The following is a 25,000-nucleotide window of genomic DNA, read 5'->3' on the forward strand; positions in this document are numbered from 1 at the left end:
ACCCTTTTCAGACGGCCTTTTAAAACAATCAGGCCGTCTGAAACCATGTTAACGACCCTATTACGATACAGTCCCCAACGGAGACCTAAAATGTCTAAACTGACCCCTCGTGAAATTCTGACTGCCGGCGCAGTTGTGCCGGTAATGGCGATTGACGACTTGAGTACTGCCGTCGATTTATCCCATGCCCTTGTCGAAGGCGGCATTCCCACCCTCGAAATCACCCTGCGCACCCCTGTCGGCCTCGACGCCATCCGCCTGATTGCCAAAGAAGTACCCAATGCCATCGTCGGCGCAGGTACGGTTACCAACCCCGATCAGCTCAAAGCCGTCGAAGATGCAGGCGCAGTTTTCGCCATCAGCCCGGGTTTGCACGAATCCCTCGCCAAAGCCAGCCACAACAGCGGCATCTCCCTGATTCCCGGCGTTGCTACTCCGGGCGAAGTCCAACTGGCTTTGGAACACGGCATCGACACACTCAAACTCTTCCCTGCCGAAGTCGTTGGCGGCAAAGCCATGCTCAAAGCCCTGTACGGCCCTTACGCCGACGTGCGCTTCTGCCCAACCGGCGGCATCAGCTTGGCAACTGCACCCGAGTATTTGGCACTGCCTAATGTCTTGTGCGTCGGCGGCTCATGGCTGACTCCGAAAGAAGCCATCAAAAACAAAGACTGGGATACCATCACCCGTCTGGCTCGCGAAGCTGCCGCTTTGAAACCCAAAGCCTAATCAGGTTATAAGGTTAAAAAAAGGCCGTCTGAATATGATTTCAGACGGCCTTTTTATATCAATTAAGCCAACACTTTCCGTGCCGCTTCCACACCCCAATACAAAGCCTCTTCAAATACCGAATAGCTGCTTAAGTCACTGTGTGCAAATAATAATCCAGAATTTCGATTTCTGATTTTTAATAAAGCCTCATTGCTTAAATAGCCAGGTTTCGGCACGCTCATGCCATGCCCGCGAACGGTAATGTCAACATGGGAAACGTGCCACCAAAAGCCTTCGCCGTAAGCGGTAAGCAGATCTTGGGCGGCAAGCTGGAGCAGCTCTTCGTCGCTTGCTTCAAGCAGCTGGCGGCGGACGGCTTGTGGCGTATCGTGGTTGAGCGCGGCGTAGGCGGTAAAAATCGTGCGTTCGGGGCGGGCAACCCGGATAAGCTGGTTGGTCGCAACAACATAGCCCAGTCCTTGGCTGCCGTAAACCACGTTGTCCCACGCAAGTTCGCTGTTGTTTTTTTCTTTCGGAAAACTGTGCAGTTCAAAATTGGAAACCAGCCATGGCGCGTATTCGGGAATGTCCAAACCAAATTGTTCGGGAGATTCAATAATGCGAGCGGCAACCATCAGCGGCATGGCGGAGATAACGTGTTGCGCGGTGACGGCAACGGTTCCCCCTTTTGCATTATCACGCAGCCACACTTCAATCCGGCCGTCTGAAAGCGGTTTGATTTTAACGGCGGAAGCATTAACTGAAGCAGGTTTCTCCAAACGGATACTGCTTTCAGACGGCCATTGCCAGCCTTCCTGCAAATCGGCATGACGGCGCAGGCTTTCAGAAAGATGTGCCAAACCTTCGGGCCAAGTGAGGACGGTTTCTGCGCTGTTGCGGGCGGCAAAATAATGCAGTCCGGCAAAGGCAGAAACTTGCCCTATGCCTTGCCCGTAATCGTCGCGGCAACAATAATCGAGATACCATAAAAGCTCGGGCGAGGTGTAGCCCTCTTGCTCAAGCCATTGTTTGAACGTCAGATTATCTAGTTTGCGCCATGTCTCATCTACCGATGACAGCGCAATCGGAATGGCAAAAATTTTCTTACCGTCATTGCCGTAAGCCTGTTTCAGACGGCCTATTAAATCAAAAAACCGTTTGGAATCCGCGTCTTCTTTCGGCAATAAATGTTCCTGCCATTTATCCTGATACAAAAGGCGCGATTCGGGCGCATAGACCAAATCGGTTTCCCTAAAGCTGCCGTCCGGCTGCAAGATACCGAAATCCGCCAACATCTCGCGCACATACACGCTTTCTTTCGACGGCAAAGCCAAATAATGCGCACCGCTCGGCGCTTTCAGGCCGTCTGAAGACGTATAGGCGGCATTGTTGCCATTACGTTCAAACCCTTCTGCCAATAATACATCGCGGTGATTATGCTTCGCCAAATACCACAACGCCCCCAAACCCGCCGCACCGCTGCCGAGTATCAGCGTATTGCATTCATAACGACGAGCCGGCGCTTGCAACAATTCTCCGTCGCGCAACAAATGCCCCAACGGCAAGCCGACACGGTTAATAGAAACCGGCGGTTTGCGGTTGAGGTATCTGTAAGTCTGCCAAGAGAAAGCAGAGGCAGCACCAAGCGCGGTGGTATAACTGAGAAATTGACGGCGGGTTAGCATAATAAATTATTGCTTTTCAGTATTTTTTTAGGAAAGCAAGTCGTACATCCTTTTCTCTGTAAGATACCCATTATTTCCAAATACCTTCATGTTATAGAACCGATAACACTTAACCAGCAATAAATGAATATCTCCTGAAATATCAAATGGCGTATGCTTGGCGTTGAACTTTTGCCTCTCTTGCCAATACTGATAAAACTAAAATAAAGTCAAATCACTGCCTCTATTTACAACCGTCCAATCCACCCGTTCCGCCGCCAACTCACTGCACAAGATTTCCTTCACTTTTTCCAATTTCATACCGCCGCAAATAAATGCGTCTATAGCAGCAAAACGGTGTTCCGGCCAAGTATGGATACTGATATGGGACTCGGCAAGCAGCAAAACGCCGGTTACGCCGCCTGCGCCGCTGAAGGTGTGGAAATGTTCGGTCAATATAGTCGCTTCTGCTGCCTGTGCGGCTGCTACCAAAGCGGTTTTCAGACGGCCTTCATCTTTTAAGATGGCTTCATCGCAGCCATATAAGTCCAATAGGCCATGGTTACCGGGGGCATGGGTCATTTATGGCCTCCGGAATAGCCGCTTGAATAACCGCCGTAGCTTCCTCCTGAATGAACTCGGCTACTGTCATCATCCAAATCAGACAAATCTGCATAATTCATCATCGTAATAAAAACAATCAAAGCCATTGCACAAATAACATATCCCACTCGAGAGATACTCTGTTCGCCATTTTCATCTCTCTTCCGTCCAACTATAAAAAGAGCATAGACACCCCAACCGATAAGAAATATATCGAACAGTATATCGAAGCCATTCATAAACAATGACGGAATATTGACGATAACCAAAATAGCAATCATCAGAAGTCGTAATTTTTCATCGATATCATCTGCACTCATTTTCACGGTGTAAGATGATATTTTATTGGTCAGATTAAATGCGTCCGCAATTTCCCGATAAGCAATGGGGGTACTTCTACTCCATGCCATTTCATGACTGTTTAGTTCGGAACCAAGCTTACGGCTTTGTCCGTCTCGGTAATCGCTGTAATAATTCAAATCACCGCTTCGGACACGCCAATAAAATGCTCCGCTGGCAATCCTGACCCGTCCGCCATAGTCATAAAGTTTGCCATAGCCTTGCGGTTGACGATTGCGGTCGAGGCGCGGCCAATCGTTCAAGGTTTCGGAAATATTCCAACCTTCATCAGCTTCAACCAGCCATAAGAAACCCTGAGTTGGGTTGTAAAGCAGATATTCCGACCATTGGCCTTCGGGTGTGAGCACGCGGTTGGCGCCGTTGAACAGGTTGTCGAATGTTTCCTGCGCATCTGTTTCTAAATATCTAATTGCGCCGATAACATGAAACTCTTTATTTTTCAGACGGCCTGTCGAGCCGATAGGCAGAGTAAACAGCGTATTCTGCGACAACCGCAGATTATTGGCGGTAATCAGCTCCGCTTTATCTTTGCCGACTGCCAATTCGCTGCCGCAACTTTGACAGTTCAGATGGGAAGTCAGACCGTTCACCCAATGAATGGATGAGCCGCAGTTAGGACAGTTTTCAGAGGTAATACTGCCTTTCAGACGGCCTGCGCTTTCTTTAATTTCATCTTCGTGGCGCGTGTTTTCCAGCTTCAAATCATCTAGGTTTACCATGCGCCCGAAGAAGGCTTCGGGAGTTTTATTGTTGTAATCGAGCGTGATGAAAAGGTTTTCGCAACGCCAGTCGGAAACCCGATTTTCTGTATCCTCTTTCAAAACAAACGGCAATTCGCCCTGCGCGGCGGCACGTTTCAAGCTGATTTTGCGGACATCGGAGGCAATATAGTGCTTATCTTGAAAAGTCAGCTCGCTAAATCCGGCTCGCGTGTCTTCAAATTTCGGCGGATTATCGATTTCGACCGGCATGGTCATCACATATAAATCGCCCGCCTCTGAAAGCCAACCTGCCCTGCCATCGTCAAACAGCGCATACCATTCATTCCACGCGCCATCATCGTATTGCACCTGAAGCCGTCCGACCAAGGTAAAGCGTTGCGCGACAAATGTGCCGCTGGTTCCGATTTGCAGCGGACTGAAATCTTCCAGCAATGCGGAATCGCGGCCGGAGTCGACAACGCCGTTATCTTGCCGCACCAGCATGCTGTTGCAATAGCCGCACACCAGCGTCACGGCAGAAGCAGAATGCGCTTCGACAGGTGCGCCGCAGCTTGGGCAGTCGGTTTTGAAGAAAGGAGTTTGAGACATGGATTTGCTTTTTCAGAATGGGTTGGAGTGTTTCAGACGGCCTTAATGTTTATATCAACTGGTTTTATCAATGATTTCAGATTAGAAACAAACCAAATCGCCGAACGGACTCAATCAAATGATTCAAAAGGCCGTCTGAAACCTTTTCACAGAAGCAGCTTAATGCTTCTTTGAATGATATTTTTCAGACGGCCTTCAATTGCTTAACCAATCAACTGTTTCAACACTTCAGCCTTGGCTTTATCAAAATCTTCTTGCGAAATCAAACCGCCATCCAGCAAAGACTTGAGTTTCACCAATTTCGCCTGCGGATCTTCGGCAGCCGGCTGAACATTTTGCTGAGTGTGCTGCGCATTCGGCTGCATCATGCCCGCCATGGCACCCGCCATCGCCTGACCAATACCGGCACCTACGCCCAAGCCTGCACCGATTCCGGCAAGTCCGCCTTCATTTTGTGCCGCAAGCGGAATGGATTCGGCGGTTTGATATTGGGTGTAACGTCCCAAATCGCCGATAACGCCCATCGAAATTTTCTTATCCAACGCAGCCTGAATAGACGCAGGCAAGGTAATGCTTTCAACAGTGAAGTTTTCCAGCACCAAACCTAGCTTGGCAAATTCCGCGCCAAGCAATTCGCCGATTTTTTGCGACAGCAAAACTTGGTTCGCCGCCATATCCAAGAATGGGATACCGGAGCCGCCAAACGCGGCCGCCAATTGGGTGACTGCAATATTGCGCAGTTGGTTTTCCAAGTCTATGCCACTATATTGCGCCGCCACCCCACTGACTTCTTTGAAGAATTTTGCCGGATCGCTGATGCGGTAAGAATACATACCGAACGAACGCAGTTGCACCGCGCCAAACTCGGCATCGCGCACGGTAACAGGTTGGGATGTGCCCCATTTTCGTGCGAGCTGTTGTTTGGTATTGAAAAAGTAAACATCCGATTTAAAAGGGGATTCAAAGAGTTTGTCCCAGTTTTTCAAGTTGGTCAACACAGGCAACGTTTGCGTATTGAGCGTGTAACGCCCCGGCCTGAACACGTCGGCAGTCACGCCTTCATCGACAAACATCGCCATCTGCGCCTCGCGCACAGTCAGGCTCGCACCGTTTTGAATTTCCTCATCGGCAATCGGAAAACGCCACATCAGCAGGCTGTCATCAGGATTCGGCCATTGAATGACATCGATAAACTGTTTCTTGATAAAGTTGAACATCGCAGTTCCTTATTTGAAGAAGAAGGGATAACTTATGGGCAGTCAGGTCAATTTACCTGGCCGGTTATATCGCTTATTTTATATAAATAGAATGTCATATAATATGAACATTCAAAATGTCTTTATGTATGAAAATAGAGTAAGCAGCCGTATGTGCTTTTACTGTTAAACCAACTAGCCTACCTAGAAACATTAACATACCAACAGGCTTCAAAATTAGACTTTATATTGCCTTAGTTTTACACTATTTCCAGACTTTTTATCTGCACTGTCTCATAAAAAAGACAAATACTTGCGGTAAATCATTAAATAACACACCAAACAGTCAACATATTACCCCAACGGCATTGTTAATATTCATTAAATACTATAAAATCCACCATGCTATATCACTAAATTATCACACTGATTTTCACAAAGTAAAAGGAATTTACATGAAAAATTCTGCTCATTTCTGTCTTGCTGTATTGGCACTGTCTGCTGCAGTAGGCGCACAGGCTGCCCGCCCTGTTGAATTTACCGTTGGCAGCGAATATTACAACGAAACCTATCGCGAATATGAACAAGATGGTAGCCGAATAATGCAACAAAAAGGCAACCTGTGGTCTATTAATGCGGGGGTTAAATACCGTTTCAACGATCGCCATGCAGCGAAATTGGAAGGCCGTTATTCCCGCGGTAAATCAGATTACACAGGAAGTTTCCAAAATGGATTTGGTGAATCCACAGGTTATGGTTCTGCCACACTCAAAGATGCCCCACGCCGTGCATACGATATCCGTGCCTTATATGAATATACACATCCGATTAACGATCGCTTTAGCCTGACTGCCGGTGCAGGCTTGGGACACCGTGTTCTGAGAGATTTGAGCCGACGCGTCGATCCTGATGATTATGACCGCAAAAACCGAACCACATATGCGCAAATCAATGCCGGTGTAAATGTTGCCCTTCCTGCAAACTTTGAGATTGCTCCTCGTATTGCTTACAATCGTGCCGTGAAAGGCCGCCAGTATTCTTACGAACCAAATCGAGAAGAAACCAGAATGAAACAAGGTGGTGGACAAGGTATCGAGGTGGAAGTACCTGTATCTAAAAAATTCGCTAACGGTTCTAAAATCACCCTGACCCCGTTCTATCGTGGCTGGAAAGTTAAAGATTCAAACTTCACCGTTACAGAAGACTATGGCTTCATTCAATTGGGCGCGATCGAACCTAAAAACCGCACTCGTGAAACAGGCATAAGATTGCAATACTCGTTCTAATTTAGCGAACTTAAGCAGTTAAAACATTTCAGACGGCCTTGTATATAACAGGCCGTCTGAATTTTTTGATACTTTCAAAATTTCACTATAACGCCAATACCATCAGACATAAGACATTATCAGTCAAAAAATCTACCGATAATTCCTCCAGGCAGAAGTTGGAATAAGCACATCTTTTACTATCGAACCAACCATCAAAATCAAGTCAAGCAAGCAGCGTTCAAAATGCCGATCGAGATAGACACTGCACCAAACAACGCGCCAACGGCGACATTGTTGCCAATAAGTTCTGCGGTAGCGCCTTTAATCATCATTGTTGCAGCGAAATAGACAAAAATCTGAATCACTGCTGCGGCAAATCCCCACAGGATAAAATCGATGAAGCTGACACTGTGGGCAATACTTGAGGCAAGCGTCAGACAGAAACCGACCAATGTACCGCCAAACGACAAAGCGCAGGCAAGATTGCCGTTTTTAATCAGACGCAATTCTTCGACGGGGGTAATCCGCAAATATACGGCACCGAAAACTACAGTCATGGCGATGCCTGCCAACATATATTGCAGGTAAAGTAGATATTGGGACAGAGAAATACTCACGATAAGATTCCTTAGTTTGCAATAAAGTGATTATGCCATATTTTTGAAGATAAACCCTTCTGAAAATATGGCATTTTTAGAAGCATTTCAGGCCGTCTGAAAGGGTCTGATTTTTTAATTTATGTTTTATTGTGATAATTGTTGACGATTTTTATATATTTATGTGACTATTGCGCACCGCTATTTATTAGAGTAACGAGGAGAATATGAGCATACTCGCCGCTATCCGCCCTAAAGAGCCTTTGCGTCATCTGCGCTGGTTTGACATGCTGATTGTGACCGCCATCCTATTCGGTCAATTTGCCTACCGTTCTACCCAACTTTATATCGCCAGCCTGATGCCGCAAGTGGAAACAGCCTCTGCTACCGAAGAAGTGCGCGATACTGCGGTAACCGGCGTGGCTTATTCTGAAAACATGAGCCTGCAGTTGACGCTGCTTGCTATTGCTTTGATTTACCTCATTATCCGCCGTTTCGACTTCAAACAGCTGCCGATTCGCTTTAATTTAGGCGTATTGTTTTGGACGCCTGTGATTTTTATCCTGATGGGCCTGACCGCCGATGCAGTGACTTCATTAAGCGGCGGCTACAATTACTTCACCACTGAAATCTTTCAATACATCAAACCATTATCCATCTTCGACAAATTCGCCGCCCTTGCGCCGATGGCCATCCTCTACGGCCTTTTAAACGGCTTTTACGAAGAATTCTGTTTCCTCGGCCTTTTAACCTGCGTGGAAGACAAATACAAATGGCAGGCATTGGCCTATTCGACCTTGGTGCGTGTCTCCTTCCATACTTATCAAGGCATGCTTTGGGCAACCGTTATCGGCGTTGTTTTCGGCTTGATGTACTACTTCTTCTACAAATACAAAGTCAAAAACCTGCTGCCGTTTTTCCTGATTCACGCCTTGGCAGATATCTTCGGCTCCGGCTTCATCTATTTGATTTGCGCTTAATGGCAATAGTTGACTAAATAAACAAAGCCGTCTGAAACATCATTTTTCAGACGGCCTTTTATCATCTATCGGTTTACTTAATCAAAGTAATTGCCACATCCGCATCTTCGGTTGCAACAGCCTCAATCACTGCATCGCCGCCAAACCGCAACACCGAGCCTGCGCCGACAGTATGTTTTTCAGTCTGATTCAACGTTACGTCAAAGCTTCCTTTTCCAACGGCAAAAATCAGCGTTTTAAAACCCGGATGATCGTGCGGATTAATCTGCTCCCCTTTCTTCATGTCTTTCTTAACAACCATGTAATTTTCGCCGCTGAAAATTTTACCGTTTTCGGAAGAAACCTCTCCCAAAGGCGCGGCAGAAACGGCAATGGAAAACAAAGCAGACAGCAATACAGCAGGAATATTAGATACTTTCATGGCAAGCCTTTCTTCAAACAGAGCTTCCATTCTATAAAAACCCGCTTCATTATTCAATAATAATTCTCATTTTCTAATAAAAAGGCCGTCTGAAACCCAACGATATTTTTCAGACGGCCTGATTGACCTGTATAATATTTTCTTATTAATAAAATCGCTTTACATACCCATCAAATGGAAACCGTCAGAAAAGATCCGCTCGGCTCGGCATGGGTGATTATTGCCGCGCTCGGCTTTACCGTCATGAACCTCTCCGTCAAAGCCGCCTTTACACATTTCGGCTTTTCCAGCGGCGAGCTGGTCTTTTGGCGCATGCTGGTCTCCACCCTGTTCTTAGGCATCATGGCCAAAGCGCAAGGCAACACATTTTCCACGCCGCATTGGAAAACCCATCTCAACCGCAGCGTCATCGGCACGCTTGCCATGATGTGCACGCTTTATTCCGTCATGCATCTGCCGCTGGCAACAGGCGTCACGCTCAACTACACCTCCTCCATCTGGCTTGCCATCTTTTCATTTTTCATTTTAAAAGAACGAATTACGCTTTATACCCAAGCCATTCTGGTTATGGGCTTTATCGGCGTTATCCTGTTGCTCAATCCATCTTTTCAAGGCGGACAGGAATTTGCCGCGCTGATCAGTTTGGCAGGCGGCGCCATGTCAGGCTGGGCGTATTTGCAAGTGCGCGAACTCTCGCTTTTGGGCGAACCGGGCTGGCGCGTGGTGTTTTATCTGTCGCTTACCGGCCTGATTATGTCCGCTATTTGGAGCTGCTTTACCGGCTGGCATCCGCTGACCGTATCTTCCCTGCCCTATCTGGCCGGCATCGGCATCTCCGCCATGATTGCCCAACTGGCCATGACCCGCGCCTACAAGGTCGGCAAGAAATTTACCGTTGCCTCGCTTTCCTACCTGACCGTCGTTTTCTCCGCCCTGTCCGGCGTACTGCTTTTCGGCGATAAAATCACTTGGCAGGAAGCTGTCGGCATGGTTATCATTGTTGCAGGCGGCGTGTTCAGCAGCTTTACTCCGGCCTCAATCAAAAAATTTCTGATGAAGCAATAATTTAACAAGGAGAACACCATGATTTCCATCCGCGAACAATCTTACGGCTTAAACGTAGCGCTGTACAACGAGTTCACTTTGGACGATTTCCGCCAATTGGAAGAAGCCTTGTTGGCCGCAAAACAAAAAATCCATCTGCCCGACATCCTGTTGGACTTGTCCATGTTGAAAGACTTCACCATCGATATGGCGGTCGAGCAAATCAAATTCCTCAACCAACACGAAACCGACTTCGGTCGCGTTGCCGTCATTACCGACGACATTTGGATCAAACTCGGCGCGCGCCTTTCCAGCCTCCTGACCAACCAACATCCCAAATATTTCAGCGACGCCACCGAAGCACAGGCTTGGTTGTTGGCAAGCAATTTGAAATAAAGATAAGGCCGTCTGAACGCATTACCTGAGCAAATATAAAAACGCTTAGACTCAAACAACGGCATCACAATATTTTTCAAAGCATAAAAAAGGCCGTCTGAAACCTTGCAATACGCAAAGTTTCAGACGGCCTTTCATCGTTTTTATTCAAAAACTTACATGACATTCAATACATCAATACCCAACAACTCCAAGCCTTGTTTCAGCGTGTCGCCGGTCAGCTTCGCCAGTTGCAGTCGGCTGTTGCGGGTTGCGCCTTCGGCTTTGAGTATCGGGCAGGCTTCGTAGAAGCGGCTGAACAAGGTGGCGATTTGATAGAGGTAGGCGGCGAGGTAGTGCGGATACGCGGTATCTGCCACGCTTTGCAGCACGTCTTCAAATTTCAGCAGCTCGGCGGCCAGTTGTTTTTCCAAAGGTTCGGTCAAAACGGTTGGCGCAGTTGCGTCCCATTCGCCTGCCTTGCGGAACACGCTTTGCACGCGTGTGTAGGCGTATTGCAGGTAAGGAGCAGTATTGCCTTCAAACGAAAGCATGGCGTCCCAGTCGAACACATAATCGCTGGTGCGGTTTTTGCTCAAATCGGCGTATTTGACCGCGCCGATGCCGACAGTTTTGCCGATTTTAGCGGCTTCATCCGCGCCCAATTCGGGATTTTTTTCTTTCACCAAAGTGGTGGCGCGCTCGACGGCTTCGGTCAGCAGGTCAACCAGTTTTACGGTGTCGCCGCTGCGTGTTTTGAACGGCTTGCCGTCTTTGCCCATCATGGTGCCGAAGCCGATAAACTCGGCTTTTGCATCTTCCGGCAGATAGCCTGCTTTGCGTGAAGTGGTAAAGAGTTGCTCAAAGTGCAGGGCTTGGCGGTGGTCGACGACGTACAGCAGGCGGTCGGCTTTCAGACGGCCTATGCGGTAGCGCAAACACGCCAAGTCGGTGGAAGCATAAAGGAAGCCGCCGCCTTGTTTTTGCACGATAAATGCGGCAGGTTCGCCTTCTTTGTTTTTAAACTCATCCAAGAACACGACTTTTGCGCCGTCGTCTTCGACTGCCAGACCTTTTTCGACCAAATCATCGACCACAGGCTGCAAATCGTCGTTGTATTTTGATTCGCCCGCCACGTCTTCAGGGCGCAGTTTCAAGCCCAGTGTGTCATAAACGGCTTGGGCGTGCGAGAGCGAAATATCGACAAACTGTTTCCACAATGCCAATACGGTTTCATCGCCGCCTTGCAGCTTCACAACGTATTCGCGCGCAGTGTCGGCAAAGGCAGGATCTTCGTCAAAGCGTACTTTGGCGGCGCGGTAAAACTGCTCCAAATCCGCCAGCTCGAACGCGGCATTGTCTTTTTGCTGCTCAACCAAATAAGCGACCAACATGCCGAACTGCGTACCCCAGTCGCCGACGTGGTTTTGGCGGATAACGGTGTTGCCCATAAATTCCAATACGCGCGAAATGCTGTCGCCGATGATGCTGGAACGCAGATGGCCGACGTGCATTTCTTTGGCCAGATTGGGCGAAGAGTAGTCGATGACGACAGTTTGCGGTTTGTCGGTTTTCGCTATACCGAAACGCGCGTCGTTCAAAGCCGCATGAATGTTTTGGGCGAGGAATTCAGGACGCAGGCGCAGGTTGATAAAGCCAGGGCCGGCCACTTCCGCGCTTTCAATCACGGCGTTGTCGGCCAATGCTTCGGCGACCTTTTGCGCCAACTCGCGCGGATTTTGTTTGGCTTTTTTCGCCGCACCCATCACGCCGTTGATTTGGAAATCGCCGAAATCGGGATTTTTCGCCGCCTGCAATACGACGGGGCTGTCGGACAAACCGGCAGCGGCAAAGGCTGCTTGGGCTTCACGTTCGACGGTTTGGTATAAATTCATGTTGTCGGTCTCTATCAATTCAAATCAGGCGGTATTTTAAAAGAATTTCGGGCTTTAAAACAGGGCAAGCTGCAATACTTTTCCAGTGGCTTGTTATATGATTGCATTCTGATTCAACGATTTTGCTGTCAAGGCCGTCTGAAAGGAAAAGCCATGAGCCCAAAAAATACGCTTTGTCTGATTGTCGATATTCAAGAACGCCTGCTGCCCGCCCTTTCCGGCACGGATGAAATGGTGGAACGCTGTCGCCTGCTGATTCAAGGTTTGACGGCTTTGGACGTACCCTTTGCCGTAACCGAACAATATCCGAAAGGTTTGGGCAACACTGTGTCCGCCGTATCGCTGCTATTGCCTGAAGGTACGCCGGTTGTCGAAAAAACCCGATTTTCGGCGTTTTTGCCCGAAATTCAGGAAATCTTACGCAAAAACGACATTAAACACGTTATTTTAGTGGGCGCAGAAGCGCATATCTGTATGCTTCAGACGGCCTTGGATTTGAAAGCGCAAGGTTACGCCGTATCCCTGCCTTTTGAATGCACCGCCTCGCGCACGACTGCCAACCGCGACAATGGTTTGGCGCAAATGAGCCGTCAAGGTATTACCGTTTCCAATGTCGAAAGTATTTTGTTCCAACTGCTCGGTGATGCCAAACATCCGGCCTTTAAGACTATCTCCAAACTGATTCAATAACAGGCCGTCTGAAATGCAATACACCATCCGCCCTGCCCTGCGCCAAGACTTGCCCGCCATCGTCGATATTTACAACAGCACCGTGGCCACGCGCCAATCCACGGCCGATTTGTCGCCGACCACGGTTGCCGAACGCGAAATGTGGTTTGCCGCGCACACGGACAAACGGCCGATCTACGCCCTTTACGATACCGACGGCACCGTATTGGCCTGGGGCAGTTTCAGCGACTACCATCCACGCTACGCCTACCACATCAGCGCGGAAGTCAGCGTTTATGTCCGCCACGATATGCGCGGCGCAGGCGTAGGCAAAATCCTGTTGCGCCATATGCTCGAACGCGCGCCGTCCTTAGGCATCCGCAACGTCATCGCGCTTGTGTTCGGCCACAACTATCCGAGCCTGAACCTGTTTCACCGTTTCGGTTTTGAAGAATGGGGACGGCTGCCGCAAGTCTGCGATTTGGAAACCATGTTGGCAGACGTGGTGATTTTGGGTAAAAGGATTGTGGATTGATTACGGCAAAGGCCGTCTGAAAACTGAATTCAGACGGCCTTTTGACGGCAAAACCTTTATTGCGGTTTCTTCGCCAACATGGTAACGAATTTAAACTGAATCGGATTGCCGAATTCGTCTTTCGCGTGCATCGAACCCAGCTCTTCCTTGTATTCCACCAATTCCCAATCCTTATAGTATTCGCGCAACTCGCCCTCGCCAAACTTGAACGGGAACGGCATCGGGCAAGGGAAATCTTCCGTATCCATCGCAGAAACGATCAGATTGTAGCCGCCGGGGTTGGTGTGTTCCTTCATATTGGCAATCACGTCAGGAACGTAACGCGGCATCAGGAACATAAACACCACGGTCGCCACCATATAATCAAAGTTTTCCTGAATATTGGCGGCGTTGAGGTCGTATTCAAACGCGCGGACATTCAATTCTTCAATACGCGCCAGCTCTTCCACGTTTTGAACTGCATGGGGATTATTATCGACAGCGGTAACGTCAAAACCTTTCAAACCCAAATACAGCGCATTGCGCCCTTGACCGCAGCCCATATCCAACACTTTGCCGGCAGGCACGATGCCTTCGGCGGCGCGGACGGCCGAATGTGTCGCGCTCATGCCGTATTTCTTATTGAAATAGTCCGCCGCCTCGCAGTAAAACGACAGTTGGATTTCCGTGTCTTGCGTTTGCGGCGCGATAAAGTGCCATGCTTGCGGATGGATAATCCAATCGCCGCTTTCAGGCGTCAGCTCGTGCGTGGCCGTAATATTGCCCGCTTCGTCCACTTCGTTGAAGTTCAGACGGCCTTGGAGGACATTGAGGCAGCCCCAAGTACCGGCGGCGGTATTGTGTTTGGACAACAAGGCTTCGGGAATCTCATCCGCCGTCCACACCGGCATCTGTTTGTAACAAAACAATTCTTGCTGTTCGCTCATCATGTTTCCTTTCTATTTTGACGGTTTCAACACAGCTTCTGCCAAGGTTTTCTGAATGGCAATAAAATGCAGTCAATTTTTGAGATATTTTAAAACTCTTTAATAATTGACCGTCCTTCCAATCTAAAACTCTAAGCGCTGTATTAAGCCTTCTTCAGGTTCTCGGCTTCGGAAAATCAGCCATAACCTTAACACATCAACCATAATTCCACGAGTCAAAGTGAGATAAAGTGACTCCTCTCCTTGAGCAAAGAGAAAATAAAAATTCACTTGATTGTTCATCACCTCAACACCCCAAGAATTGGAAGAAATATCCGCTTCTTGAATCGTCTCATCTGTTAAGATTGACAATGAATGATCCAAAAAAGAGAAATAATTTGGACCACCCATTGGATCATTCAAATAACCGGTCAATGGATTTAATTGGTGATTTCCCTCTAAATGGCAAACCGGAATAATTTGCCCTTTATGCTGAATATACGTAAAAATAAGTTTCATCTTTACTCCTGCTCAGCACTTGGAAAAGCCGTGACGACAGGATAAGTATAACCTTCTATACGCACACCTGAATTTGAAATGCCAACCCACATACCTTCAGCTTTACGAATAGGATCTAAATCATCTACTTGATTCATATAAGCAGAATTAATTTCAACTTTAATGCGATCTGCCGTCCACGTTTGAGGAAACATCAAGGTCTCCCCATTATTGTTAGTTTTAACAATATATTGATTAGTTTCACTATCAAAAGCGGAAATCTGTGCAAGATATACGCCATTTGGATAAGTGTATAATATCTGATCAACACGTATCTTACCTAAGGCGGAATGGCCACCGATCATGACTGTCATTTATAAGCATCCTCTGAGTCGATAATTTCTTGGTAGTTTGGGTCCTTAATCGATTTATCTAAAAAATCAATCCATCGTCTAATAATAAAAATAAACTCTATTTTAGGTAGTTTAATTTGATATTGTTTATTATCTGAATCATATAAAAAAAATATATAAATATCATCTCCTACTACATCTACTCCCCAAGAATTAGAAGATATATCCTCTTCTCTATTATTTATTAAAATATTCAGAACATTCTTGAGAAATTCTTTATATTCACGTTTATCTCCCAAGTCATCATTCAAATAGGATATTAATGGCGTATAATCCCCCTTAAACTCTGAGTTACATGTTGGAATAAATTCTTTTTTTACTTCATTAAAATAATACTCAAATATAATTCTCATATTTCTCTACTTAAAATCAATTGACGCTGTGACCTTATAAATATTTTTAGTTGCTTATTCGTTGATGTAATGATCTTTTGGGAAATTAGAAATCCTTTCATTTAATCCTTTATTTCGACTTGCTCCTAAATTGGCTATATCTTCCGAGTAATTAACCGCATTTAGAGTCTTGGATTTCGACATTCCTATAGACTTAACTAACTCCAATCCCGCACCACTTAACAATTGATAAAGTGCAGGGTATTTTACACGCGCAAACCGTATTTGCCGATATTTCAGACGGCCTTATGTTATGATACCGCCTTATTCGACAAAGACATGCCCATGGATAAACCCGTTTACCTCTACACAGACGGCGCATGCAAAGGCAACCCCGGCGCAGGCGGCTGGGGGGTGTTTATGCGCTACGGCACACACGAAAAAGAATTGTTCGGCGGCGAAGCCGAAACCACCAACAACCGCATGGAGCTGACCGCCGTTATCGAAGGACTGAAATCCTTAAAGCGCCGCTGCCAAGTCGTCATCTGCACCGACTCGCAATACGTCAAAAACGGCATGGAAAGCTGGATACACGGTTGGAAAAAAAACGGCTGGAAAACCGCCGCCAAAAAACCGGTCAAAAACGATGATTTATGGAAAGAGCTGGATAGTTTGGTTCAACAGCACGATGTCCGCTGGACGTGGGTCAAAGGCCATGCCGGACACCCTGAAAACGAAAGAGCCGACGAGCTCGCTAATCAAGGGGCGGCAAAATTTGTATAACACTTCACCCATGACTGTACTCAAATATCTCAAACCATTCTTTTGGATTGCCATCATTGCATTGATTTGTGTGACGCCAATAGCACTTATGTTCGCCTATTCGCCCTTTCATGATGTCAATGATTATTTTAACTTTGGATTGTGCGATCACGTTAAGAGTGCCGAAGAATGTGACGACTTAATCACGCCCGCCTATTTATTTTGGTGGTTTATACCTGAACCGTGGTTTTTCACATTCATCACACTGACTGCTATTTACCTCATTCTAAAAATCCTGATTGAAATCATCCGATTCCTATTCAGACTGAGAAAGAAAAACCCATGACCTGCCCTATCTGCACTGCCGATAACGAAGATATTTTGCTGCAAACGCCAAACCTGCGCGTTATCGCCGTCCACAACGAAGCCGGCGCACCGGCATTCTGCCGCGTTATTTGGAATGACCATGTTTCCGAGATGACCGACCTTTCCCCTGCCGAACGCAACGAAATCATGGAAATGGTGTATCAGGTTGAAGCTGCCATGCGCCAAGTCTTCCGCCCGGCAAAAATCAATTTGGCCAGCCTTGGCAATGTTGTGCCCCACCTGCATTGGCACGTCATCGCCCGCTTTGAAAACGATGCCAACTTCCCCGCGCCGATTTGGGCCGCGCCCGTCCGCGAACACGGTATGACCTTGCCCGAAAATTGGCCGGAACAAATCAAAAACTTAATCGCTTAAACTTTCAGACGGCCTCTATGATTCGATACGACACGCCTCAGGCCGTCTGAACATATAACGAAAGGAAAACCTCAATGAACTCCACCACGCGCCGCCATTTCCTGCGTACCTGCTCTGCCGCGGCAGGCGCAGGGTTGTTGCAAGCCTGCGGCACAGGCACGACCACCACGCCGCAAACCCAAACCACTTCTACCACCGCGAAAGCCAAAACCGTGCAACCTAAGCAACCCCATCCGCCACGTTCCGGCGACAACCTCCTGCGCGTTGTTGCGCCGTCAGGCTTTGCCGAAGACCCCAACCGCGTGACCACCGGCCTGACCCGCCTCTACAACGCAGGCTTTACCGTAACCAACCAACAGGCAGGCAGCCGCCGTTACCAACGCTTTGCCGGCAGCGACGCCCAACGCGCCGCCGACTTCCAAGACGTTGCCAGCGGCCGTGTCGAAACGCCCAAAGTCTTGATGGGCCTGCGCGGCGGCTACGGCGCGGCACGCATCCTGCCGCAAATCGACTTTGCCTCACTCGGCGCCAGAATGCGCGAACGCGGTACATTGTTCTTCGGTTTCAGCGACGTGTGCGCTGTCCAACTCGCCCTATTGGCCAAAGGCAATATGATGAGCTTTGCCGGTCCGATGGTGTACAGCGAATTTGGCAAAGCAGACCCCAGCGTCTTTACCATGGATTCTTTCATCCGCGGCACGACCAACAACGTCAACATCGTTGATGTCCCAACCATCCAACGCGCCGATGTCAACGTCGAAGGTACATTGTGGGGCGGCAACCTCAGCGTTCTCGCCTCCCTCGCCGGTACGCCTTACATGCCCGATATTCAAGGCGGCATCCTCTTTATCGAAGACGTCAGCGAGCAACCCTACCGCATCGAGCGCATGCTCAATACGCTGTATCTGTCAGGTGTTTTGCAAAAACAACGTGCCATCATCTTCGGCGATTTCCGCATGGGTACCATCCGCGACGTGTACGACTCCAGCTACGACTTCTCCGCCGTCGTCAACCACATTTCGCGTACCGCCAAGATTCCTGTGTTGACCGGCTTCCCATTCGGCCACATTACCAACAAAACCACTTTCCCGTTGGGCGCGCATGCCAAAGTCCGCAGTACCGGCAACGGCGGTTATTCCGTTACCTTCAGCGGCTATCCTACGCTGAACCCTTCCGTGCTGACTCTCGACAATCTGCTGCCTCCTCCTGTTCCGACTTACGACAGCACCATCTACCGCGACAGCATCACTGAAGAAGTCACCGAATAAGGCTTGTTCAAATCAAAAGGCCGTCTGAAATCCAGTTTCAGACGGCCTTTTTATCTTCATCTTAACCGTAACGTCGTTGAAAATCTTTCATAAAGTCGGCCAACGCGTTCACACCTTCAAGCGGCATCGCATTGTAAATACTGGCACGCATACCGCCGACGGTTTTATAACCCTTAAGCAGGCACAAGCCCTGCAACTCGGCTTCCAACACAAAACGGCGGTCCAAGTCTTCGCTTACGGTTTTGAAGACCACGTTCATTTTGGACCGCGCATCAGGATGGATATCATTGATGTAAAAACCGCCGCTGCCGTCTATCGTCTCATACAAGGTTTGCGCCTTTATTCGATTGACCGCTTCAATTTTTTTCACACCGCCCTGCGTTTGCAGCCAGCGGAACACCAAACCCGACATATAAATCGCATAAGTGGACGGCGTGTTGTACATACCGTCGCGGTTGATATGCGAACTGTAGTTGAACACATCGGGAATATCGTTCGGACAACGCTCCAGCAAATCCTCGCGGATAATGACCACGGTCGCACCGGCAGGACCGATATTTTTTTGCGCGCCGGCATAAATCAAGCCGTAATCGGATACATCAAACTCACGCGACAAAATCTCGCTCGACATATCGCACACCAGCGGCGGCAGGTCGTCTGAAAGTTTGGGGACGTTTTGATACTGCAAGCCGTTTACGGTTTCATTAATCGCAAAATGAACAAACGCAGAATTCGGGTTGACATCCCAATCCTCCACCGCAGGCAGGTTTTTATAGGCATATTGCTCGCCACCATGCGCGGCCAAACGGATTTCGGCATTACTCAAACGGCTCATCTGTTCATAGGCAATACGGCTCCAGTTGCCCGTTACCACCGCATCGGCAGTCGTAAAACCGTGCGCCAAATTCATGGCCACCATATTAAATTGCGTGGTCGCACCGCCCTGTAAAAACAGGATTTTATAGTTGGAAGGAATATTCAAAAGCTGGCGCAAGTCTTGTTCGGCATGATGCAGAATGCTCAAAAACATATCCGAACGGTGGCTCATCGCCATCACGGGGAAACCCGTACCGTTGTAGTCGAGCATTTCCTGTTGCGCGGTACGCAATACCGCTTCCGGCAATACGGCAGGACCTGCGGAAAAATTGTAAATCGGGTGTGCGGACATGGCGGCCTTCTTTCTTATTCGGTGGGTATGAAGAAATTGTAGAACCGCCTTGCACATTGTGCAAGCACGAAAAATCAGGAAATACAAGGCCGTCTGAAAACAAAGCAATACCAATTCTTTGTTTTCAAAAATAATTTTAGGGGTACCATATCAAAACTTGTCAACAATTTCCTTTTCAGACGGCCTCAACCCTACCCTTTACATTTAAGCAATCACTTCAAAAAATCCACGCCAAATCAACACTTTTCTTTTATCTTGAAAACAGTTATAATAGGCCAATTTTTCAAATCACACGAAAAATGGCCGCGCGGCCATTTTTTTGTTTATGTACTTCTGGAGAAGCATGGATATTCAAAGCATTCTTGATAAAACCCTGCCCGGCTTGGGTTACGAGCTGGTCGATTTCGAACTGACCGCACAAGGCGATTTGCGCGTTTTCATCGATAAAGAAGGCGGTATCACCGTCGAAGACTGCGCCACTGTCAGCAACCATCTGAGCCGCGTGTTTATGGTTGAAGACATCGACTACAAACGTTTGGAAATCTCCAGCCCGGGCCTTGACCGTCCGCTGAAAAAAGCCGCCGACTTCGTGCGCTTTGCCGGCCAGAACGCCAAAATCAAAACACGCCTGCCGATTGATGGTCAGAAAAACTTCATCGGCCGCATCGAATCTTGCGAAAACGACATCGTTACCGTCTCTTTCGACGGCAAAACTGCCCAAATCGAATTGAGCAACATCGACAAAGCCCGTTTGCGCCCCGAATTTAAATTTTAAAAACCGATTACTTGGAGATTCTAGAAAATGAGTCGCGAAATGTTACAGCTGGCCGAAGCGCTGGCAAGTGAAAAAAACGTTGAAACGGAAGTCGTATTCAAAGCCCTTGAATTCGCCCTCTCTACTGCAGCCAAGAAAAAAGCCGACCGCGAGCACATGGACGTGCGCGTCGAAATCGACCGCGATACCGGCGAATACCAAACCTTCCGCCGTTGGCTGATTGTTGCCGATGAAGACTACACCTACCCTGATGTAGAAAAAACCATCGAGGAAATCCAAGAAGAAATTCCCGGCACCACCATCCAAATCGGCGAATACTACGAAGAGCAGCTGCCAAACGAAGGCTTCGGCCGCCAAGCCGCGCAAACTGCCAAACAAATTATTCTGCAACGCATCCGCGATGCGGAGCGCGAGCAAAACCTGAACGAGTTCCTCGCTTCTAAAGAAGACATCGTTTCCGGTACGGTAAAACGCGTCGAGCGCCACGGCATCATCGTTGAAGTCGTCGCAGGCAAACTGGACGCACTGATTCCGCGCGAAGAAATGATTCCGCGCGAAAACTTCCGCAGCGGCGACCGCATCCGCGCCCTCTTCCTGCGTGTGGACGAAATCGGCAATACCGGCCGCAAACAAGTCATTTTGAGCCGTACCAGCGGCGACTTCTTGGCCAAACTCTACGCCAACGAAGTGCCTGAAATTGCAGACGGCCTGTTGGAAATCCGCGAAGTAGCACGCGACCCCGGCCAACGCGCCAAAGTTGCCGTTAAAGCCAACGACCAACGCATCGACCCGCAAGGTACTTGTATCGGCGTGCGCGGTTCCCGTGTTAACGCCGTGAGCAACGAATTGTCCGGCGAGCGCATCGACATCGTATTGTGGTCTCCTGAACCTGCCCAATTCGTGATGAATGCGCTGTCTCCTGCCGAAGTAAGCCGCATTGTGATTGACGAAGACAAACACGCTGTTGACGTGATTGTTGATGAAAACCAACTGGCGCTGGCCATCGGCCGCGGCGGTCAAAACGTCCGCCTGGCTTCCATCCTGACCGGCTGGCAGCTGAACATCATGACCGTTGAAGAAGCCGACGAGCGCAATGCCGCCGAAGATGCCGTTATCCGCAACCTCTTCACAACCCACTTGAACATCGACGACGAAACCGCCGATATCTTGGTGGAAGAAGGTTTTGCCACTTTGGAAGAAGTTGCTTACGTTCCAGCGGCAGAATTGCTCGCGATTGACGGCTTTGACGAAGAAATCGTTGAAACCCTGCGCAACCGCGCACGCGACGCGATCCTGACCATTACCATCGCCGCAGAAGAAAAACTGGGTGAAGTGTCTGAAGACATGCGCAATTTGGACGGCGTAGATTCCGATATGTTGCGCAAACTGGCCGAAGCCGGCGTTACCCAACGCGATGATCTGGCCGAATTGTCTGTTGACGAATTGGTCGAAATTACCGGTGTTGACGAAGAAGAAGCCAAAAAAGTGATTTTGGCTGCACGCGAACACTGGTTTACTGAAGAAAATAACTAAGGGGGTACTGAATGAGTAATACAACTGTAGCGCAATTTGCCGCCGAACTAAACCGCCCCGTCGATGATTTGCTTAAACAATTGAAAGAAGCCGGGGTCAACAAAAACAGTGGCAATGACAGCATAACCACTGACGACAAACAACTGTTGACTGCTTACCTGCAAAAGAAAAACGGCAGCAACAGCGGCACCATCAGCATCCGCCGCAAAAAAACCGAAGTCAGCACCGTTGACGGCGTAAAAGTGGAAACACGCCGCCGCAGCCGTGCCGTTACCATTCCTTCTTCCGAAGAATTGGCAGCGGAAGCCAAAGCCAAAGTAGCAGCGGAAAACCAAAAAGCCGAAGCAGAAAAAGCAGCCGCCCAAGCTGCCGAAGAAAAAGCCAAAGCCGAAGCAGAAGCTGCCGCAAAGGCCGAAGCCCGTGCCAAAGCAGAGGCCGAAGCAGCCAGACTGAAAGCAGCCAAAGCCGCACCAAAAGCGGAAGGCAAACCTGCCGAAACCAAAAAAGAAGAAGCCAAACCGGTTGAAGCCGTAGAAGCCAAGGCCGAAGCAAAAGTTGAAGCGAAAGCAGACAACAAGCCGTCTGAAAAATCCGTTGAAGCTGAAAAACCAGCCGAATCCAAGAAACCTGCCAAAGCCAAACAAGACAAAGGCGGCAAAGGCAAAGAAGCGAAAAAGGCAGCCAAACCTGCCGCTCCTGCCGTACCGCAACCTGTCGTTAGCGTTGAAGAACAGGCTCAACGCGATGAAGAAGCCCGTCGTGCCGCCGCCCTGCGTGCGCATCAAGAAGCCTTGTTGAAAGAAAAACAAGAGCGTCAAGCACGCCGCGAAGCCATGAAACAACAGGCCGAACAAGACCCAAAACCTACTAAAGAAGCCAAATCAGGCGAACGCCATAAACCTGCCGAGAAAGCCAAAGCAGCATCCAGCGAAGGCAAATCCGAACACAACGCGCGCGGTAAAAAAGAAGACCGTCGTGACCGTGACGAAGAAAACCAAGGCCGCAATGCCAAAGGCAAAGGCGGCAAAGGTGGTCGCGACCGCAACAATGCACGCAATGGCGATGAAGAACGTGTGCGCGGTGGCAAAAAAGGTAAAAAACTCAAACTTGAGCCAAACCAACACGCCTTCCAAGCGCCGACTGAGCCCGTCGTACACGAAGTCTTGGTACCTGAAACCATTACCGTTGCCGACTTGGCACACAAAATGGCCGTTAAAGGTGTCGAAGTGGTTAAAGCCCTGATGAAAATGGGCATGATGGTAACCATCAACCAATCTATCGACCAAGACACTGCCCTGATTGTGGTGGAAGAACTCGGCCACATCGGTAAACCTGCCGCAGCCGACGACCCTGAAGCATTCTTGGATGAAGGCGTTGAAGCAGTAGAAGCCGAAGCATTGCCGCGTCCTCCGGTTGTGACCGTGATGGGTCACGTTGACCACGGTAAAACTTCCCTGCTGGACTACATCCGCCGCGCCAAAGTGGTACAAGGCGAAGCGGGCGGCATTACCCAACACATCGGTGCATACCACGTTGAAACCCCACGTGGCGTGATTACCTTCTTGGATACTCCGGGTCACGAAGCGTTTACCGCCATGCGTGCGCGCGGTGCGAAAGCAACCGATATCGTGATTCTTGTGGTTGCCGCCGACGACGGCGTGATGCCGCAAACCATCGAAGCCATTGCCCATGCCAAAGCGGCGGGCGTACCGATGGTGGTTGCCGTCAACAAAATCGATAAAGAAGCCGCCAACCCAGAGCGTATCCGCCAAGAGCTGACTGCGCATGAAGTCGTACCTGACGAATGGGGCGGCGATGTACAGTTCATCGACGTTTCCGCTAAAAAAGGCCTGAACATCGATGCATTGCTCGAAGCCGTCTTGCTTGAAGCTGAAGTTTTGGAACTGACTGCCCCAGTCGATGCACCTGCCAAAGGTATCATCGTTGAGGCACGTTTGGACAAAGGCCGCGGCGCGGTTGCCACCCTCTTGGTTCAAAGCGGCACGCTGAAAAAAGGCGATATGCTGCTGGCCGGTACTGCATTCGGTAAAATCCGTGCGATGGTTGACGAAAACGGCAAAGCCATCAATGAAGCCGGTCCGTCTATCCCTGTCGAAATCCTCGGCTTGTCCGACGTTCCGAACGCAGGCGAAGATGCAATGGTATTGGCCGACGAGAAAAAAGCGCGTGAAATCGCCCTCTTCCGTCAAGGTAAATACCGCGATGTACGCTTGGCCAAACAACAGGCCGCGAAACTGGAAAACATGTTCAACAACATGGGCGAAAACCAAGCCCAATCCTTGTCCGTCATCATCAAAGCAGACGTACAAGGTTCTTACGAAGCTTTGGCGGGCAGCCTGAAAAAACTGTCCACCGACGAAGTGAAAGTGAACGTGTTGCACAGCGGCGTTGGCGGCATTACCGAATCTGATGTTAACTTGGCCATCGCTTCCGGCGCATTCATCATCGGCTTTAACGTCCGTGCAGATGCTTCCGCACGCAAACTGGCTGAGAATGAAAACGTGGAAATCCGTTACTACAACATCATTTACGATGCCATCGACGACGTGAAAGCCGCCATGAGCGGTATGCTCTCTCCGGAAGAGAAAGAGCAAGTAACCGGTACGGTCGAAATCCGTCAGGTTATCTCCGTTTCCAAAGTCGGCAACATTGCAGGCTGTATGGTTACCGACGGTGTGGTCAAACGCGATTCCCATGTCCGCCTCATCCGCAACAACGTGGTTATCCATACCGGCGAGCTGTCTTCTTTGAAACGCTACAAAGACGACGTCAAAGAAGTCCGCATGGGCTTTGAATGTGGTCTGATGCTCAAAGGCTACAACGAGATTATGGAAGGCGACCAACTCGAATGTTTCGACATCGTCGAAGTTGCCCGTACTCTGTAATCAGACAGGCCGTCTGAAAAATCAGAAGCAGGTTTTGCAATGCGAAACCTGCTTCTTTTTTCAGACGGCCTT

General features: G+C 49.0%; 26 protein-coding genes. 14 read left to right on the plus strand and 12 right to left on the minus strand.

What is annotated here, in order from left to right; all coding sequences use genetic code 11:
- The first annotated feature begins 90 nt into the window (after window positions 1–90).
- On the plus strand, window positions 91–729 hold the full coding sequence (locus ACTHSX_RS01695; protein ID WP_440376492.1) for a bifunctional 4-hydroxy-2-oxoglutarate aldolase/2-dehydro-3-deoxy-phosphogluconate aldolase: 639 nt from the start codon (window positions 91–93) through the stop codon (window positions 727–729).
- A gap of 62 nt (window positions 730–791) precedes the next feature.
- Here the strand turns inward: ACTHSX_RS01695 and ACTHSX_RS01700 are convergent, their stop codons facing one another.
- The 4 genes from ACTHSX_RS01700 to ACTHSX_RS01715 form a co-directional block, all read right to left on the minus strand.
- Window positions 792–2,396 (minus strand): NAD(P)-binding protein, encoded by a 1,605-nt coding sequence (locus ACTHSX_RS01700; protein ID WP_440376491.1) that lies wholly within the window; start codon window positions 2,394–2,396, stop codon window positions 792–794.
- Between the two features lie 198 nt (window positions 2,397–2,594).
- Window positions 2,595–2,957 (minus strand): adenosylmethionine decarboxylase, encoded by a 363-nt coding sequence (gene speD, locus ACTHSX_RS01705; protein ID WP_293208066.1) that lies wholly within the window; start codon window positions 2,955–2,957, stop codon window positions 2,595–2,597.
- Window positions 2,954–4,648, minus strand: a complete 1,695-nt coding sequence (locus ACTHSX_RS01710) for a DUF4178 domain-containing protein (protein WP_440376490.1) — start codon at window positions 4,646–4,648, stop codon at window positions 2,954–2,956. Before ACTHSX_RS01710 ends, speD begins: the two co-directional genes overlap by 4 nt.
- A gap of 203 nt (window positions 4,649–4,851) precedes the next feature.
- Entirely contained in the window at window positions 4,852–5,865 is a 1,014-nt protein-coding gene (locus tag ACTHSX_RS01715) for an SPFH domain-containing protein (RefSeq protein WP_440376489.1), read from the minus strand.
- A gap of 434 nt (window positions 5,866–6,299) precedes the next feature.
- Between ACTHSX_RS01715 and ACTHSX_RS01720 the strand changes: the two genes are divergently transcribed.
- Window positions 6,300–7,130, plus strand: a complete 831-nt coding sequence (locus ACTHSX_RS01720; protein ID WP_063075970.1) for an outer membrane beta-barrel protein — start codon at window positions 6,300–6,302, stop codon at window positions 7,128–7,130.
- Between the two features lie 200 nt (window positions 7,131–7,330).
- On the opposite strand, the gene ACTHSX_RS01725 is transcribed toward ACTHSX_RS01720, so the two are convergent.
- On the minus strand, window positions 7,331–7,729 hold the full coding sequence (locus ACTHSX_RS01725; RefSeq protein ID WP_440376488.1) for a DUF350 domain-containing protein: 399 nt from the start codon (window positions 7,727–7,729) through the stop codon (window positions 7,331–7,333).
- A 206-nt stretch (window positions 7,730–7,935) separates the two neighbouring features.
- On the opposite strand from ACTHSX_RS01725, the gene ACTHSX_RS01730 reads away from it, so the two are divergent.
- Complete coding sequence (locus ACTHSX_RS01730; protein ID WP_440376487.1) at window positions 7,936–8,688, plus strand: CPBP family glutamic-type intramembrane protease; 753 nt, start codon at window positions 7,936–7,938, stop codon at window positions 8,686–8,688.
- 73 nt (window positions 8,689–8,761) lie between these two features.
- Here ACTHSX_RS01730 and ACTHSX_RS01735 read toward each other — a convergent pair whose 3' ends face one another.
- Window positions 8,762–9,109 carry a hypothetical protein gene (locus tag ACTHSX_RS01735; protein ID WP_440376486.1) on the minus strand — a complete coding sequence of 116 codons (348 nt, stop codon included), beginning with the start codon at window positions 9,107–9,109 and terminating at the stop codon, window positions 8,762–8,764.
- A gap of 174 nt (window positions 9,110–9,283) precedes the next feature.
- Here ACTHSX_RS01735 and ACTHSX_RS01740 point away from each other — a divergent pair, with 174 nt between their 5' ends.
- On the plus strand, window positions 9,284–10,174 hold the full coding sequence (locus tag ACTHSX_RS01740) for a DMT family transporter (protein WP_440376485.1): 891 nt from the start codon (window positions 9,284–9,286) through the stop codon (window positions 10,172–10,174).
- Between the two features lie 18 nt (window positions 10,175–10,192).
- On the plus strand, window positions 10,193–10,549 hold the full coding sequence (locus ACTHSX_RS01745) for an STAS/SEC14 domain-containing protein (RefSeq protein WP_003745709.1): 357 nt from the start codon (window positions 10,193–10,195) through the stop codon (window positions 10,547–10,549).
- Window positions 10,550–10,704: 155 nt separating this feature from the next.
- On the opposite strand, the gene argS is transcribed toward ACTHSX_RS01745, so the two are convergent.
- On the minus strand, window positions 10,705–12,423 hold the full coding sequence (argS, locus tag ACTHSX_RS01750) for an arginine--tRNA ligase (protein ID WP_440376484.1): 1,719 nt from the start codon (window positions 12,421–12,423) through the stop codon (window positions 10,705–10,707).
- 153 nt (window positions 12,424–12,576) lie between these two features.
- On the opposite strand from argS, the gene ACTHSX_RS01755 reads away from it, so the two are divergent.
- Together ACTHSX_RS01755 and ACTHSX_RS01760 are read left to right on the plus strand one after the other, a co-directional pair.
- Window positions 12,577–13,113, plus strand: coding sequence for an isochorismatase family protein (locus ACTHSX_RS01755; RefSeq protein WP_440376483.1), 537 nt, complete (start codon window positions 12,577–12,579; stop codon window positions 13,111–13,113).
- Between the two features lie 13 nt (window positions 13,114–13,126).
- On the plus strand, window positions 13,127–13,627 hold the full coding sequence (locus ACTHSX_RS01760) for a GNAT family N-acetyltransferase (protein WP_070461353.1): 501 nt from the start codon (window positions 13,127–13,129) through the stop codon (window positions 13,625–13,627).
- Window positions 13,628–13,683: 56 nt separating this feature from the next.
- Here the strand turns inward: ACTHSX_RS01760 and tehB are convergent, their stop codons facing one another.
- From tehB to ACTHSX_RS01780, 4 genes are all read right to left on the minus strand, one after another.
- The gene (gene tehB, locus ACTHSX_RS01765; protein ID WP_440376482.1) at window positions 13,684–14,553 is read right to left on the minus strand and encodes an SAM-dependent methyltransferase TehB; all 870 of its coding nucleotides are present in this window, start codon (window positions 14,551–14,553) and stop codon (window positions 13,684–13,686) included.
- Between the two features lie 123 nt (window positions 14,554–14,676).
- Entirely contained in the window at window positions 14,677–15,051 is a 375-nt protein-coding gene (locus ACTHSX_RS01770; protein WP_250579146.1) for a DUF5376 family protein, read from the minus strand.
- Window positions 15,052–15,053: 2 nt separating this feature from the next.
- The gene (locus ACTHSX_RS01775) at window positions 15,054–15,404 is read right to left on the minus strand and encodes an EndoU domain-containing protein (protein WP_250579145.1); all 351 of its coding nucleotides are present in this window, start codon (window positions 15,402–15,404) and stop codon (window positions 15,054–15,056) included.
- Window positions 15,401–15,796 (minus strand): DUF5376 family protein, encoded by a 396-nt coding sequence (locus ACTHSX_RS01780; protein WP_188209224.1) that lies wholly within the window; start codon window positions 15,794–15,796, stop codon window positions 15,401–15,403. Before ACTHSX_RS01780 ends, ACTHSX_RS01775 begins: the two co-directional genes overlap by 4 nt.
- A 324-nt stretch (window positions 15,797–16,120) precedes the next feature.
- Between ACTHSX_RS01780 and rnhA the strand changes: the two genes are divergently transcribed.
- The 4 genes from rnhA (at window position 16,121) to ACTHSX_RS01800 (ending at window position 18,546) form a co-directional block, all read left to right on the plus strand.
- On the plus strand, window positions 16,121–16,558 hold the full coding sequence (rnhA, locus tag ACTHSX_RS01785) for a ribonuclease HI (protein ID WP_440376481.1): 438 nt from the start codon (window positions 16,121–16,123) through the stop codon (window positions 16,556–16,558).
- Between the two features lie 10 nt (window positions 16,559–16,568).
- Window positions 16,569–16,883, plus strand: coding sequence for a hypothetical protein (locus ACTHSX_RS01790; RefSeq protein WP_440376480.1), 315 nt, complete (start codon window positions 16,569–16,571; stop codon window positions 16,881–16,883).
- Window positions 16,880–17,278, plus strand: coding sequence for an HIT family protein (locus tag ACTHSX_RS01795; protein ID WP_107810229.1), 399 nt, complete (start codon window positions 16,880–16,882; stop codon window positions 17,276–17,278). Before ACTHSX_RS01790 ends, ACTHSX_RS01795 begins: the two co-directional genes overlap by 4 nt.
- Before the next feature lie 74 nt (window positions 17,279–17,352).
- Window positions 17,353–18,546: an LD-carboxypeptidase gene (locus ACTHSX_RS01800; RefSeq protein ID WP_440376479.1), complete on the plus strand. Its 1,194-nt coding sequence runs from the start codon at window positions 17,353–17,355 to the stop codon at window positions 18,544–18,546.
- Between the two features lie 61 nt (window positions 18,547–18,607).
- Here ACTHSX_RS01800 and serC read toward each other — a convergent pair whose 3' ends face one another.
- Window positions 18,608–19,714 (minus strand): phosphoserine transaminase, encoded by a 1,107-nt coding sequence (serC, locus tag ACTHSX_RS01805; RefSeq protein WP_440376478.1) that lies wholly within the window; start codon window positions 19,712–19,714, stop codon window positions 18,608–18,610.
- 343 nt (window positions 19,715–20,057) lie between these two features.
- On the opposite strand from serC, the gene rimP reads away from it, so the two are divergent.
- From rimP to infB, 3 genes are read left to right on the plus strand one after another with little or no spacing between them, the layout of a single operon-like run.
- Window positions 20,058–20,489, plus strand: coding sequence for a ribosome maturation factor RimP (rimP, locus tag ACTHSX_RS01810; RefSeq protein WP_003685973.1), 432 nt, complete (start codon window positions 20,058–20,060; stop codon window positions 20,487–20,489).
- A 27-nt stretch (window positions 20,490–20,516) separates the two neighbouring features.
- On the plus strand, window positions 20,517–22,022 hold the full coding sequence (gene nusA, locus ACTHSX_RS01815; protein ID WP_049330906.1) for a transcription termination factor NusA: 1,506 nt from the start codon (window positions 20,517–20,519) through the stop codon (window positions 22,020–22,022).
- 11 nt (window positions 22,023–22,033) lie between these two features.
- Entirely contained in the window at window positions 22,034–24,928 is a 2,895-nt protein-coding gene (gene infB / locus ACTHSX_RS01820) for a translation initiation factor IF-2 (protein ID WP_440376477.1), read from the plus strand.
- The last annotated feature ends 72 nt before the right edge of the window (window positions 24,929–25,000 follow it).

Origin of the sequence: Neisseria sp. P0014.S002, assembly GCF_051958295.1 — a bacterium.
Lineage (GTDB): Bacteria > Pseudomonadota > Gammaproteobacteria > Burkholderiales > Neisseriaceae > Neisseria > Neisseria flavescens_B.